This is a genomic window from Aeribacillus sp. SP014, assembly GCF_054055575.1.
This window is the reverse complement of record NZ_JBSRXI010000001.1, coordinates 108,080-122,303: the sequence shown is the minus strand read 5'-3', so window position 1 is coordinate 122,303 and position 14,224 is coordinate 108,080. Positions and strand designations below refer to the sequence as shown.

Genomic DNA, 14,224 nt, shown 5'->3' with positions numbered 1-14,224 from the left:
AGGTATGGAGAAAATTGAACAAAACGTTTAAGTTTTTCGCCCTTGCTTTTTTCCTGTTCTTTTTGGCATCCTGCTCTTTATCAAAAGAATATGAGGTTATTTATGTAGATAAACCAACTGAACAAATGAATCATGAAAGCAACAGGAATCATGAACATGAGATTGTCATTGGACTTGTTCCTAAAATCGCTAATATTCCTTATTTTTTAGCAGCAAAGGAAGGAGCCTTAGAAGCAGCGAAGGATTTGAATGTTACAGTCATCTATAAAGGGCCTTCTGCGGCAACCGCAGAGGAACAAATTGCCGTTATTCATGAGCTGATAGAGCAGAAAGTAGATGTGATTGCTGTTTCAGCAAATGACCCGAAAAAATTGGGTACGGTTCTGCAGCAGGCCCGTGAAAAAGGGATAAAAGTCATCACTTGGGATGCAGACACAGACGCAAAATATCGTGACTTCTTTGTCAATATGGTCGATGCCGAGCAAATGGGAAGACATATTATGGATCTTTTAGCATTAGAAATGGGAGAAAGGGGGAAATACGTTATTTTGACCGGCTCGCCGACTGCTGCGAATTTAAACAATTGGATTAGGTGGTTAAAGGTGCAGCAAGAAGAATATTATCCAGAATTAGAGCTGCTCGATGTGGAGTATGCGAATGAAGATATTCACAAAGCTTACAATTTAACAGTTAACCTATTAAAAAAATACGATGATCTAAAAGGGATCATTGGTATATCGACAGTGAACCCGCCTGCTATTGCGCAGGCGTTAAAGGATTACGGAAAATCTGGAGACATTAAAGTTGTTGGAACATCGACTCCGAACATGACAAGACCATATTTGAAAGAGGATGTGCTGCAAACCATCACATTATGGAGTCCGCAAAAGCTCGGTTATTTAACCATTGCGTTAGCCAAAAACTTAGTGTTGGAGGATTTGCCGTATGATGGACAGTTTGTGGAGAATATAGGGAATATTAGTTTTGACGGCGACATGGTGATTATGGGACAGCCAATCGATTTTACAAAAGAGAATGTGGATCAATATGATTTTTAAGAGAAGAAACGATTCAAGCCGAAAATCTTTGTCTTTAACACATAAACTAATTATTTCCTATGTTCTGCTGACTGTTATTCCAATGGCTTTGCTTGGTCTTTTAGCGTATTCGCAGTATACATCCTCTATCGAGAAAGAAGTCGGAAAATACACTCCGCGATTATTAAAGCAAGTGAATAATAATATCGAAAATGAAATCAGGAAATTGGAAGCGCTTCCAAACCTAGTGTATAATTCGAGCGATGTGATGACAATATTACGGGAATCGGAAGAAACTACTCAATCTAAAAGACTCCGAGATAAGTATATTGTTGAAAGCTATTTAACAAGAACATACTTGCGAAACCACACAGACAATATTTTAGGAGTGTTCCTTATATCGAAGAACCGTGTTTTTTCAAGCACTACTTTACCTTATGAGAATTTTGGCTTTCATGACGGTTCGTTGCCATATTTGAATTCTTTAAGCAAAGTTGGAAGTATGGAAGTAGTGTTATCAAGTCAAATTAACTTAACTTTTGAAGGATCTCCTTCCTATTTTATGCTAATAAAAGAAATCACCGACTTCGATAATAGAAAAAAGCTGGGAACAATATATATTGTGGTAGATGTAACATTCATAGAGCAGTTCGCTAAGGATTTGCTGCATGAAAAAGATGCGGAAGTATGGATGATGACGAAGGACGGAATGATTATATATCATTCAGATCGCTCCAAAATCGGCACAGTCGATAGGAGAATTGACAAATATCCAATTTTAAACGGCAGCTTTACTATAAAAAAGAACGGCGAGCGCCTGCTGGTTAGCTTAAATGAGTCGAGTGTATTGCCGTGGGTGATGGCTCATAGCATGCCAATAAAAAATTTAACAGAAACAACGGATTTAGTAAGGAACGTGACAATCCTCATTTTCATAGCGTTTGCCTTAATAACGACCGCCATTTCCATATTTTTTGCAATGAATGTAACCCGTCCTTTAAATAATTTAAGCAAAATGATGAAGGAAGTTGAAAAAGGAGATTTAAGCATTAATATACCTGTTCATTCAAATGATGAAGTCGGGCAGCTGGCTAAAAGCTTTAATTCAATGCTGATGGAAATTCGAGAGCTGATTAAGCAGAAATATAATGTAGAGCTTAAACAAAAAACAGCTGAATTATATGCATTGCAATCTCAAATTAATCCTCATTTTATGTATAACACATTAGAAACAATCAGCATGTCGGTCGAAGAAGAAAAAACAGAAGATGTTGTAACAATGCTGACTTTGCTTGGAAGAATGCTTCGGTATTCTTTAAATAACAAAGATAAATTAGTCACGATACGGAATGAACTGCAGCATATTGAAGATTATTTACGCATACAGAAGTTCCGGTTTGAAGAACGACTGCACTTTGAAATTGAAAAAGAAGAGAAATTACTAGAATACTATATTCCTAAATTTGTGCTGCAGCCAATCATTGAAAACTCAATCAAATACGGACTTGAAAAACAGAGAGAGCTAAAAGTGAATATTTCAGTTTGTGAAGAGCATCCGGACCTCATTTTAACTGTTTTGGACAGCGGTCCTGGAATCGCCAAGGAAAAGCTGGAAGAGTTAAATGAAAGATTGATGGCTGATCCAATGTTAGGAAGGGATTCCGGCATAGGAATTATCAATGTAAATGCCAGAATTACAATGATTTTTGGGGATCATTACAGATTATCGATTACTAGTCATGTAAATAAAGGTACTATGATTAAAATTCGAATACCAAAAATAAACGCCTATCAAGCAAACCAGCTTCTTTTGAAAGGAGGAGGTGATTAATGATCACGGATCAGATAAAGGTTGTAATTGTCGATGACGAGCCGCGGATTAGACAGGGGCTGGAAAGACTAATTAAAAAGTTTAGGCCAAACTGGCACATTTGCGGGGTATTCTCAGACGGAGATGAAGCTTTTAGAGAAATTCATGAAAAAATTGGCGCCTTCGATCTTATATTTACCGATGTGCAAATGCCGGTTATAAACGGATTGGAATTAATTAGTCTACTGAAAGAAAAAGGGTATAACTTTTATTCCATTATTATCAGCGGGTATGATGATTTTAAATATGTCCAGACAGCGCTGCGGGAAGGGGCAATTGATTACATTTTAAAACCGATAGATCGAGGGAATTTTGAATCCCACTTACAAAAAGCAGAGGAGCTTATAGTAACTGACAAGAAAAACAAAAGACTAATCGAAGAGGCTGAAGAAATTCAAACAAAATTGACGTATGAAAAGCAAATCCAATTATTAAGCGATACAACGGCAGTTGAAAATATGGATGTGTCGTATTTGGACTGGACACGTGATTTTCCAGATGGAAAGTATAACTTGCTTTATATCGGTATAGATAATGCGTTTTCTAAAAACGGCTTCGAAAATAAGGGTGAATGGAAGAAATGGGATGTCATCATCAAAGAATTGATTCGAAAATCGTTTATAAAGGAACGCAATTGGATATGGAAAAACAACCAATATTCGTATTGGGTGCTTATTTATAACGGGGAAGAGGCGAAGATTGAACAAAGCTGTTTGTCGCTCAAAACAACCATTCAGAGGACAACGCCTTTTACGGCATCGATTGCTTTCGGACAGCCATTTGTGGATTTATCAATGTTAGTGGATGTGAAGAACGAGCTGCGAGAGGCAATGAAATATAGGATGATTCAAGGAGGGAATAAGCTTTTTAAAACGGAATCTTTAAAGCACCTTACTTATAATAAGATTACGGATGTTCCGCCGGCAGTGTACAAATGGGCTGAACAAACGGTTGAAGCAATGGAATATGAAGAGCAAACTGTTTTAACAGCAATCAACTCATTTTTTGACGAGCTTAAAAAAATGACCTCACCTTTTTTGCTTCAAGAATCAGTTCGTTATTTGTGCATCCGGGTCATAAACCAATGGATACAGGATGATGGGATTAGCGAGCTTCCTACACTGCTTAGCGAGGCGTTTTCGATTACGGATGAACCGGCTTCCTTTTCTGTTTTGAGACAGGAAATGATTAACTGGATCATGAAAATTAGAAAAATGAGAGAATATTATCGGAAAAATACAATTGACCCAATTGTTAAAGCAAAAGAATGGATTCATTCTAATCTTGGCGAAAATATTACCATTAAACGTATTGCGGACCATGTTCATTTAAACCCAACCTACTTTTGCGAATACTTTAAAAATCAGACAGGAGAAACAGTTCTGGATTATGTAACGAATGCGAGAATTCAAAAGGCGAAACAATTATTGTCTGCTACGGAAATGAAAATTTATGATATAGCTGTTCATGTCGGATATCAAGATGCAAAATATTTCAGCAGATTATTCAAACAATGGACTGGCTTATTACCGTCGCAATATAGGGAAAAACGGGGGAGCTTTTAAAAGGACGCACTGAAGACGTTGAAAACTGATCGTTGAGATACAAAAATACTTGAACCTTTTTAAAAGAACGTACTGAAGACGGTTGGCACATACCGAACTTTGTATCGGCAACTGTGCTGAATTTGTTTTCAGTACGTTTTTTATTTTTTAAATTTACTGAATATTGTCACACCAATCCGAATTTTACCCCCTATCCATAAGTAAGCGATTTCATTAATATGTTTATAAAAAGAAAACACTTGAATTTTATCTGTGAAAACGGGGGAATTTTCAGTGACGATGATAGGGCCGTCGCTAATGTGTGCAGACATGGGAAATTTAAAAAGGGATGTGCAAGAACTTGATCAGGCCGGGGTCGATTTTTTTCACATTGACATTATGGACGGTTCGTTTGTTCCAAATTTTACGATGGGGCCGGATATGGTCAACGTCATCCGTGCGGCAACGGATAAGCCGTTAGATATTCATCTCATGATTATGAGGCCGGAGGAGCATATAAATTTATTCGCTGATGCCGGTGCAGATATGATTTCGGTTCATATTGAAACGACTATTCATTTGCAGCGCGTTTTGCAAACGATCAAATCTAAAGGCATAAAAGCGGGAGTGGCCTTAAACCCCTCCACTCCAATTGAATCGATTGAATATGTGATGGATGTGATTGATTATGTCACATTGATGACAGTGAACCCCGGTTTTGCCGGTCAAAAATTCATACCGACGATGTATCACAAAATCAAGAAACTTCATCAATTGATTGAAAAAGCAAGCTACAATATTTTGATTCAAGTTGACGGCAATATAGGTTATGAAACGATCCCAAAGGTTTTGGAAAATGGAGCAAAAATGCTCGTCTGCGGCACATCCAGCTTGTTTAAATCCAAAGGGTCTCTTCATGATGCTGTTATTCATCTTCGTCAATTTATTGAAGGAACAGCCAAGGTAAAAACGGGGGATTAATATGTCTTCAATTACAGTAGTCGGCAGCATTAATATGGACATTGTTGCGATGACAGACAAATATCCGAGCCATGGTGAGACAGTTTTTGGGAACAGCATGATTTTGTTTAGTGGAGGAAAAGGCGCCAACCAAGCAACAGCTTGTGCAAAGCTTGGAAAAAAAGTTTATTTGATTGGTGCGATCGGAGAAGATGCTTTTGCCGCCGAACTAACAAAAAGACTAGTGCAAAACCGTGTCGACACGACATTAATCAAAATAGTGCCGAACGTTCCTACAGGCAGCGCCTTAATTACAGTTGATTCATCAGCTGAAAACACAATGCTCGTGATAAAAGGCGCAAATGATTCATTAACCGCTGAAGATATATTGGAAAGGATCAATACGATTGAGGACAGCAAGGTACTTCTCATTCAGATGGAAATACCTGTTGAAGCCGTTATCCAGGCGATGAAAGCAGCAAAACGAAAAGGGATGTTTGTTATATTAGATCCGGCTCCTGCAGAAGGCATAGCACTCGATGCTCTTCAGTATGCCGACATTATAACGCCGAATTTACAGGAAACCTATACATTGACAGGTATTAAAGCTGATTCAGAGGAAAGCGCAATCAAAGCAGCAGAACATTTCCACCTTCATTTTGGAATGAAAAAGAGCATTATTAAAATGGGCAGAAGCGGTCTCGTGCTTTATGATGAAGGCAAGACTTTATTCATACCGCCGCTAAAGGTAAAAGCTATTGATACGGTTGGAGCTGGAGATTCCTTTGCCGGGGCTCTTGCATGCGCAATTGCTGATGGAAAAACATTAGAGGAAGCTGCCAAATTTGCTGTTATTGTTTCCGGCATCAAAGTAACTAGAAAGGGTGCACAAGACGGCATTCCGACACTTGAGGAAGTAAAGCAATATTGCAAAGAAAATGGAATAACAACTGGTTAGAAATAAGGTGATAGCATGAGTGAATACTTGCTTCAAATGTTAAATATCAGCAAAACATTTCCTGGTGTAAAAGCATTAGATGACGTGAAGCTTGAAGTAAAGAAAGGGGAAGTTCATGCCCTTATTGGAGAAAACGGCGCCGGTAAATCCACACTCATTAAAATACTAGCTGGAGTTTATCAGCCTGATCCAGGAGCCCAGTTTTTCTTTGAAGGAAAGGAAGCAAAAATACGAAGACCAATTGATGCCACTATGCGCGGCATATCAATTATTTACCAGGACTTAAGCTTATTTCCGAATTTATCGGTAGCAGAAAACATTTATATAGGAAGAGACAGCGATAAGCATTCTTGGAAAAAAGTTGATTGGGCTCTTATGGAAAAAACGGCCAAAAAGGCTTTAAAAGAGCTTGATTTTGAGATTGATGTTTCAACACCGGTAGAAAAACTGAGCATAGCCCAGCAGCAGATGGTCGAAATAGCGAGGGCGCTTGCGTTTGATGCGAAATTAATCGTCATGGATGAGCCGACATCATCACTTTCCGCCGGTGAAGTAGAGAAACTGTACGAAGTTATATTTTCTTTGAAAAAAAGAGGGATTTCAATTATTTTTGTAAGCCATAAATTAAAAGAGCTGTTTACAGTTTCTGATCGATTCACCGTTCTAAGAGATGGGAAATATGTCGGTACGTATCGTGCAAATGAATTAACAGAAGAAAAACTAATTACGTTAATGGTTGGCCGGAAAATTTTATATGAAAAAAATAAAGAAAAGGCAGCCTCAGGCAAAACATTGCTTGAAGTAAGAAACCTTGCGAAAGAAGGAAATTTCAAAGATATTTCATTTGAACTGAAGGAAGGGGAGGTTCTTGGAATTACAGGGCTTGTAGGCTCTGGTCGCACCGAGCTGGCGCAAGCTATTTTCGGCATTAATCGTCCTTACAAAGGGGACATCATCATTAACGGTCAAAAGACTGTGATCAAGTCTTCAGAAGAGGCAGTAAAAAAAGGAATTGCTTATATTCCTGAAAGCCGGAAGACGCAAGGGCTTATTTTAAGACAATCAATCATTAACAATATTTCGCTTCCTGTGTTGAAAAAATTAAAAAATAAATTTTTGCTGATTAATCGAAGAAAAGAAATAGAATTAGCTGAGCATTATATACAATCATTAGATGTCAGACCGCCGCTGCCATACAGGGCTGCCGGCGATTTGTCAGGCGGAAATCAACAAAAGGTAGTCATAGGAAAGTGGCTGTCAACAAATCCTAAAATTTTGATTATCGATGAGCCGACTAACGGAATCGACATCGGTGCCAAGTCAGAAATCCATAAGCTTTTAAGAGGATTAGCGGCAAATGGAATGGGAATCATTGTGATTTCTTCTGAACTTCCTGAGGTGCTTGCTGTCAGCGATCGCATTATCGTTATGCGCCATGGACGAATTGCAGGCGAACTCGGGATTCATGAAGCGACACAGGAAAGCATCATGAACCTTGCATTGCTTGGGCAAAAGGGTAAGGTCCGCGAGGAGGCACAATTATGAAAGCGTTTTTAAAATCAAAAGAAATGAGCGTTGCTGTCATTATTTTACTTCTATGCATCATATTGGCCTTCATTAGCCCGGTATTTTTAACAGCAGATAATTTGTTGGACGTTGTGAAAGGAAATGCAGTGTTAGGCATTTTGGCTATTGGAATGACGCTTGTCATCATTACAGGGGGGATTGATGTATCTGTTGCAGCAGTGACAAGCGCAGTATGTGTCGTTTTGGGCAAGACGATGATGTTTTTGCCTGATAGCCCGCTGACCATTGTGTTGATTTTTGTCATTGCTCCGCTTTTCGGAGTGCTGTTAGGCTCCATCAATGGAATTTTAGTTGCAAAAATTCAAATTCCGGCGATTGTCGCTACTTTAGGGATGATGAGTATTATTAACGGACTTGTTCTGTATATTACAAACGGCCAATACTTGAACAGCAGCAACTTCCCAACTGTTTTCTTGAAATTTTCGAATTTCTCTGTTTTTGGAATATCCATTATTATTTGGCTTTTTATCATTACAGCAGCTTTGACATGGTACATTCTTAAATACACATTAATCGGCCGCGAAGTAATGGCTATTGGCGGAAACAAAGAATCGGCTGTCCGAGTCGGAATTAACTACAGCAAAGTTCAAATATTTGTTTTTTCTTATATGGGCTTTTTAGCAGGGATTGCTGCGATTGCTCAAACTTCTTATACAAAAGCGGTAGATCCGAACGGAATGCTTGGCTTGGAATTAATGGTTATTGCTGCAGTGGTGCTCGGAGGAGCCAATATAATGGGAGGACGCGGAACAATATTTGGAACGATATTAGGTGTTCTTCTGCTAGGAATTATACAAAATGGATTAATATTAGCGAAAATTGATACTTTTTGGCAAAAGGTTTTTACAGGGGCAATTATTTTAATCGCTGTATCGTATGACCATATTCAATACAAACGTTCGCAAAAGCAGCTTTCAAAAATTGAAGTGGAAGCATAAGGGGGGAGAGGATGAAACAGGTTACGCTTTCAAAAGAAAATATACTCGGACTCATTGCCATCGGTCTATTTGTTTTGATGAGCATAAGTGTTCCGGGATTTTTATCAAGCAATAACTTGACAAATATGATGTTTCAGCTGCCTGAGTTCGGTTTGTTTGCTTTAGCCATGATGGTGGTGATCGTAACAGGCGGAATCGATTTGTCGATCACGTATACGGCAGCGCTTGCAGGGGTAGCAATTGCGATATTATCAAGCAATGGATATCCGATGATCATTGCGATTTTAGGAGGCATTGCAGTTGGACTTCTTTGTGGTTTTATGAATGGATTTATTATAGCCAAGATCGGAGTATCGCCGATTCTTGTAACACTTGGGACAATGGTATTGTTTGAAGGGCTTATTCTCAGCATTACAAAAGGAAATTCAATATCCGGATTCAGCCCTGAGTACACGCTGATTGGAAATGGTTATTACCTGGGGCTCATTCCACTTTCGATTATAATCTTTCTTTTTGTCGCTATTTTGACTTCCGTACTGCTGAATAAAACAGTATGGGGAAGATCAGTTTATATGGTTGGAAGCAATCCGGTTGCATCCTTGTTTTCAGGGGTTAATAACAGCAAGGTTTTGATAAAGGTGTATTTATATAGTGCTTTGTTAGCAACAATTGCTTCTATCATCATGACATCAAGATATAACACAGTAAAAGTTGATCTTGGATCATCCTATTTATTGCAAAGCGTTGCAGCAGCCGTTCTTGGCGGTACTGAAATCCAAGGAGGCTATGGGAAAGTGATCGGCACGTTATATGCGGTTATGATTTTTCAAATGATATCCAGTGGCTTAAATCTAATGGGAGTGCCGAGACCGATTGTGACAGTGATTATGGGGGTTATTTTAATCGCGGTGTTAATTATTAACTTTATTAAAGTAAAGGTTGATGAAAACAAGCAAAAAAAGCTTGCAGAAACAGCATAATAACTTTTCTTTAATTGGTTAAAAGATTTATAAACTATAAATTTACAAGGAGGAAAAGTATGAAAAAAATTGCAGGTTTATTTGTCGCTTTATTGCTTGTATTTGGTCTTCTTGCAGGATGTGTTTCTCAGCAGGGTGCAGGGGGGAATTCAAATTCATCTAAAGATGGAAAAGATGAGGCTGGCGGGGGCGATGGAAAAATCAAAATTGCTGTTGTCCCTAAACTAATTGGCATTCCTTATTTCAATGCATCTGAAAAAGGAGCAATTCAAGCGGGAAAAGATCTTGGAGTCGAAGTGATTTATACAGGTCCGACAGAGGCAGATGCTGCCCAGCAAGTTAAGGTGATTGAAGATTTAATTAGTCAAGATGTGGATGTAATTGCTGTTGCACCGAATGATGCAGCTGCATTATCGCCTGTATTACAAAAAGCGAAGGATAAAGGAATTATCGTGATGGACTGGGATACACCAGCAGATCAATCTTTAGTTGAACTTTCTGTCCACCAAATTGATGACGAAGCTTATGGCCGTCATATCGCAAAATCATTAGTTGAACAAATGGGGACTGAAGAAGGGGAAATTGCCATTCTCACAGGTGGTCTTGCGGCAGCAAACTTAAATTCATGGATCGATGCAGCGAAGAAGGAGCTTGAAGAAAATTATCCAGGAATAAAGCTAGTAACAGATATAATTGCGACTGATGAAAAGCAGCAAGTGGCATACCAAAAAACGCTTGATTTAATTAAATCATATCCGAACCTTAAAGGGATTATGGCATTTTCAACTCCTGCTCCTCTTGGCGCAGCTCAAGCTATTCAAGAGAAAGGTCTTCAAGACAAAATCGCTGTTGTCGGAACAGCACTTCCGAAGGATTCAGCTCCATTTTTAGAGGATGGCTCATTAGATGTAGCAATCCTTTGGGAGCCTGATAAATTAGGATATTTGACAGTCGCTTTAGCTAAAGATCTTGTTGATGGCAAAAAGCCTGAAAACGGCCAAAATATAGATGGTGTAGGAGAAGTGGAAGTTTGGGAGGATGGTAAAACGGTCATTATGGGACCGCCTACAGACTTCACAAAGGATAATGCCAAAGACTATGACTTCTAATTTTCGTTAAAGAGATTACCCCTCTCACATTTTTGCAATTGGAGAGGGGGTTCGTTATTTTGGAAAGTATTTCTATTTTCGCAGGCCCGGTAAGTTCTTTGCCTTGCAATAAAAAAGTGAAGGCTAAAATATCAATATTTTTATTGGCAGGAAACGAAAAGAGATTTTTCTTGCTTTGTGGAAAGGGAAAATTTTTTAAATGGTTACTGCCAATGAATTTTTTGAAGAATGGAAGAAAAGTTGTTTGCAAATGTTTACTCAGATTTTGACCTGCTGCATGAGCAGCAAGAAAATGTCTAGTTATGGAACGCTATCCTAATTTTTAAGCGAAACATTTAGCAGCTTCATAGATTGTGTGAATTTTAGGAGGGATAAAATGACACATATCGCAGTTGACATCGGTGCATCAAGCGGACGGCTTGTCATAGGGGATATAAAAAATGGAAAATTGACAATTGAAGAAATACACCGATTTGCCAATGGTTTTACGGAACGAAATGGAACGTATTATTGGGATATTGATCATTTGCTGACGGAAATTGTTAAGGGATTGGCATATGCCAAAACATTGGGAGTGAAAAGGTGTACACTTGGAATCGATACTTGGGCTACAGATTATGTGCTGGTCGATCAAGAAGGAAAAAGGGTGCAAGAGGTCATAGCATACAGAGATAAAAGAACAGAACGGACGATTGAGAAAATTACGAAGCATATTTCCAAAAAAGATATATATGAAAAAACAGGCATTCAGTTTTTATCCTTCAACACCTTATACCAGTTATATGAAGAAAAAAAAGAAAATCTTGAAAAAACGAAAATGATTATGACAGTTCCTGATTACTTAGGATACAAACTGACTGGATGTGCAGTGACGGAAGTGACAAGCGCATCTTGTACTCAGCTTTTAAACGTGAAAGAAAAAGATTTTGATCAAGATTTGCTTCAGCTGCTGTCAATTGAGCGTGAGCAGTTTCCGCCGTTTTCTTACCCCGGGGACATGCTCGGATATGTCAGAAACGAATATTTTCCTGATTACGATCTGCCCGAAACAAAAGTGATTATAGTCGGTTCTCATGATACAGCTTCCGCAGTTGCAGGAGTACCTGCTGCTGAAAAAAATTGGGCGTATTTAAGCAGCGGAACTTGGTCTTTGATTGGGATTGAATCGGATGCGCCAATCATTACAGAAAAATCATTATTTTACAATTATACAAATGAGTGGGGAGTGTTTGGGACATACCGTTTTTTAAAAAATATTATGGGCATGTGGATTATTCAAGAAGTGAGAAGACATTTAACGAAAGATTACAATTTTGCCCAAATGGTTGATGAGGCAAGAAAGGCGCCTCCGTGCAAACAATTTATCAATTTTAACGATCAGCGATTTTTTAATCCGGACAATATGGTAGAAGAAATTCAGAAATATTGCAGGGAAACGCTTCAGCCTGTGCCGCAATCAACAGGAGAAATTGCGAGATGTGTATTTACAAATCTGGCTATACTATATTCCTTGTCAATTGATGAAATTGAAAGTATATCGGGCAGAACAATCGATTCATTATATATTGTCGGAGGCGGCTCGCAAAATGATTTCATAAACGAAATGACCGCTGCTGTAAGCGGAAAAACGGTTTTTGCCGGTCCCTCTGAAGCAACGGCTGTAGGAAATATTTTAATTCAGCTAATAGCGGAGAAAAAGCTTGCAAATTTACAGGAAGGACGGAATCTAGTCTTGAACTCTTTTTCTATAAAGCGTTTTGATCCAAGAGAAAGCGGAAACGAAGCATTAAAAGAACAATTTAAACAAGCTGTTTTCTCCTGGATATGTACAGAGTACCGGCTCCATAAGAAAAATTGATCATAACACAATAACTCATAGTGCCTATGTTACATCAGGAATGAGCGGCGCTCCAATTTATGTTCACCAGAAATTGGAATGCATTATCATTAAAAAGTACATCGAGTTGGGGAATAGCATTTCCAACAGCCTCAAAAAATTTCATTTAAACTTGGGGGCGCAAAATGAAACAGAATATGGAAAGGTTCCTTTTGATGGTCTTAATAGATTAGCTGCCGTTTTATCGGATCATGTACAATAAAAGAGATTTTAGAATAAAGACACTATTCCAAAAGGCAAATAAATGAACTTCAAAAGGAACCAAAAAAATTTTTCTCTCAATTTATTGCTCCAAGAAAAATGTTAACGGAATGTTGAACATAAATTTTAATAGAGAAATATTTAAAAAGGTAAACCGATTCTTTTTACAGTGAAAAAGTCAAGAAAAAGCGGTAAGACTTTACTTTAGCTGTTTAATTTTTTTCATCATTTTGTGAAAACCTTCCTCTCCCATTGTTAATAATTCTTTCTTCATTTGTTGATTGACTAGGCAAAAAGCAGGGATTCCTTGAATACCAAAAGATTGTGCGATTGCATAGTTTTGATCTAAAACTACAGGAATTGTAATCTTTTTTTCCTCTACTCGTGTTTTCACAAGCTCCAACGCTTTCTCTTCAGCTGTATAAGGTACATGAACGGCAATGACATGAAAGGTTTCAAGATTAACTGTTTCTTCTAATAACTGATCCGTTAATTCACTGCAATACGGGCAGCTAATTGACCAAAAATAAAACAAAAGCCGATTGGATGATGGGAAATCATGGCCGTTTTTTGGAACGTTCAGCCACGGCAAGTCTTTTGTCATTGTTTGTATTAAATCCATGTGCTGTTCCTCCTCATTGATCCTTTAGTTGCATAGCGATAATTTTTCCAATTGCTTCCTCCGCGGCAAAAGGACTGACCATTCCGGACGGCTTATCCAGTTCTTCTTTTAGACACTTCAACATAAGAGGTTCAATTTTAGACGGATCGATCAAGGAGATTGCCCATGATGCCCAAAAACGCGGTTTTCCTTCTGTATTTCGTGCAACTTCAACGAGGGCGTTCAGACTGTGATGTCCGATTCTCATTAAGGATAAAGCAGCTGACATTCTTATATCTTCGTCGTCATCTTTTAAAAGCGAAGCGAGTTCGGGAACTGCTTCCTTTGCATCTGCACCAAATTCCCCCAGCACAACGGATGAAATCATTCGGAGGGATTTCTCATCTTTTAAAGCTTTTATGAGTATTGGGACAGCGGCTTTTCCAGTTTTTTTTAGTTCTTTCACTCCTTGAAATACCGTTGCTTCATCGCTGCTTTTTAGTTTCGTCAAGGCTTGAGAGATTATTTCATTTGAACTCATG

The 14,224-nt window shown here is 38.4% G+C and carries 13 protein-coding genes; 11 read left to right on the top strand and 2 right to left on the bottom strand.

Annotation, left to right across the window (positions count from 1 at the left end; translation table 11 throughout):
- The first annotated feature begins 14 nt into the window (after positions 1-14).
- The 11 genes from ACVIJU_RS00620 (at position 15) to rhaB (ending at position 12,841) form a co-directional block, all read left to right on the top strand.
- A complete protein-coding gene (locus ACVIJU_RS00620; protein ID WP_327856046.1) occupies positions 15-1,058 on the top strand; it encodes an autoinducer 2 ABC transporter substrate-binding protein in 1,044 nt (347 codons plus the stop codon).
- Entirely contained in the window at positions 1,048-2,868 is a 1,821-nt protein-coding gene (locus tag ACVIJU_RS00615) for a sensor histidine kinase (protein ID WP_066250437.1), read from the top strand. The genes ACVIJU_RS00620 and ACVIJU_RS00615 overlap by 11 nt, the downstream gene beginning before the upstream one ends.
- The gene (locus tag ACVIJU_RS00610) at positions 2,868-4,472 is read left to right on the top strand and encodes a response regulator transcription factor (RefSeq protein ID WP_456687155.1); all 1,605 of its coding nucleotides are present in this window, start codon (positions 2,868-2,870) and stop codon (positions 4,470-4,472) included. The genes ACVIJU_RS00615 and ACVIJU_RS00610 overlap by 1 nt, the downstream gene beginning before the upstream one ends.
- A 279-nt stretch (positions 4,473-4,751) precedes the next feature.
- Positions 4,752-5,432: a ribulose-phosphate 3-epimerase gene (gene rpe / locus ACVIJU_RS00605; RefSeq protein WP_456687906.1), complete on the top strand. Its 681-nt coding sequence runs from the start codon at positions 4,752-4,754 to the stop codon at positions 5,430-5,432.
- Between the two features lies 1 nt (position 5,433).
- Complete coding sequence (rbsK, locus tag ACVIJU_RS00600) at positions 5,434-6,369, top strand: ribokinase (RefSeq protein WP_456687154.1); 936 nt, start codon at positions 5,434-5,436, stop codon at positions 6,367-6,369.
- 15 nt (positions 6,370-6,384) lie between these two features.
- Entirely contained in the window at positions 6,385-7,914 is a 1,530-nt protein-coding gene (locus ACVIJU_RS00595) for a sugar ABC transporter ATP-binding protein (RefSeq protein WP_456687153.1), read from the top strand.
- Positions 7,911-8,894 (top strand): ABC transporter permease, encoded by a 984-nt coding sequence (locus tag ACVIJU_RS00590; RefSeq protein WP_327863025.1) that lies wholly within the window; start codon positions 7,911-7,913, stop codon positions 8,892-8,894. The genes ACVIJU_RS00595 and ACVIJU_RS00590 overlap by 4 nt, the downstream gene beginning before the upstream one ends.
- Positions 8,895-8,905: 11 nt before the next feature.
- Entirely contained in the window at positions 8,906-9,874 is a 969-nt protein-coding gene (locus ACVIJU_RS00585) for an ABC transporter permease (RefSeq protein ID WP_456687152.1), read from the top strand.
- 59 nt (positions 9,875-9,933) lie between these two features.
- Positions 9,934-10,983, top strand: a complete 1,050-nt coding sequence (locus ACVIJU_RS00580) for an autoinducer 2 ABC transporter substrate-binding protein (RefSeq protein ID WP_456687151.1) — start codon at positions 9,934-9,936, stop codon at positions 10,981-10,983.
- Between the two features lie 59 nt (positions 10,984-11,042).
- On the top strand, positions 11,043-11,252 hold the full coding sequence (locus ACVIJU_RS00575) for a hypothetical protein (RefSeq protein ID WP_456687150.1): 210 nt from the start codon (positions 11,043-11,045) through the stop codon (positions 11,250-11,252).
- A gap of 107 nt (positions 11,253-11,359) precedes the next feature.
- On the top strand, positions 11,360-12,841 hold the full coding sequence (gene rhaB / locus ACVIJU_RS00570) for a rhamnulokinase (RefSeq protein ID WP_162877021.1): 1,482 nt from the start codon (positions 11,360-11,362) through the stop codon (positions 12,839-12,841).
- 439 nt (positions 12,842-13,280) lie between these two features.
- Here rhaB and ACVIJU_RS00565 read toward each other — a convergent pair whose 3' ends face one another.
- A complete protein-coding gene (locus ACVIJU_RS00565) occupies positions 13,281-13,703 on the bottom strand; it encodes a TlpA disulfide reductase family protein (protein ID WP_094244947.1) in 423 nt (140 codons plus the stop codon).
- Between the two features lie 13 nt (positions 13,704-13,716).
- Positions 13,717-14,223 (bottom strand): HEAT repeat domain-containing protein, encoded by a 507-nt coding sequence (locus ACVIJU_RS00560; protein WP_063386519.1) that lies wholly within the window; start codon positions 14,221-14,223, stop codon positions 13,717-13,719.
- Between the last annotated feature and the right edge of the window lies 1 nt (position 14,224).

Excerpts from the sequence above, each read along its gene's own strand:
- ACVIJU_RS00615 (WP_066250437.1), top strand. The coding sequence starts at position 1,048 with ATGATTTTTAAGAGAAGAAACGATTCAAGCCGAAAATCTTTGTCTTTA.
- ACVIJU_RS00610 (WP_456687155.1), top strand. The coding sequence starts at position 2,868 with ATGATCACGGATCAGATAAAGGTTGTAATTGTCGATGACGAGCCGCGG.
- rpe (WP_456687906.1), top strand. The coding sequence starts at position 4,752 with ATGATAGGGCCGTCGCTAATGTGTGCAGACATGGGAAATTTAAAAAGG.
- rbsK (WP_456687154.1), top strand. The coding sequence starts at position 5,434 with ATGTCTTCAATTACAGTAGTCGGCAGCATTAATATGGACATTGTTGCG.
- ACVIJU_RS00595 (WP_456687153.1), top strand. The coding sequence starts at position 6,385 with ATGAGTGAATACTTGCTTCAAATGTTAAATATCAGCAAAACATTTCCT.
- ACVIJU_RS00590 (WP_327863025.1), top strand. The coding sequence starts at position 7,911 with ATGAAAGCGTTTTTAAAATCAAAAGAAATGAGCGTTGCTGTCATTATT.
- ACVIJU_RS00585 (WP_456687152.1), top strand. The coding sequence starts at position 8,906 with ATGAAACAGGTTACGCTTTCAAAAGAAAATATACTCGGACTCATTGCC.
- ACVIJU_RS00580 (WP_456687151.1), top strand. The coding sequence starts at position 9,934 with ATGAAAAAAATTGCAGGTTTATTTGTCGCTTTATTGCTTGTATTTGGT.
- rhaB (WP_162877021.1), top strand. The coding sequence starts at position 11,360 with ATGACACATATCGCAGTTGACATCGGTGCATCAAGCGGACGGCTTGTC.
- ACVIJU_RS00565 (WP_094244947.1), bottom strand. The coding sequence starts at position 13,703 with ATGGATTTAATACAAACAATGACAAAAGACTTGCCGTGGCTGAACGTT.
- ACVIJU_RS00560 (WP_063386519.1), bottom strand. The coding sequence starts at position 14,223 with ATGAGTTCAAATGAAATAATCTCTCAAGCCTTGACGAAACTAAAAAGC.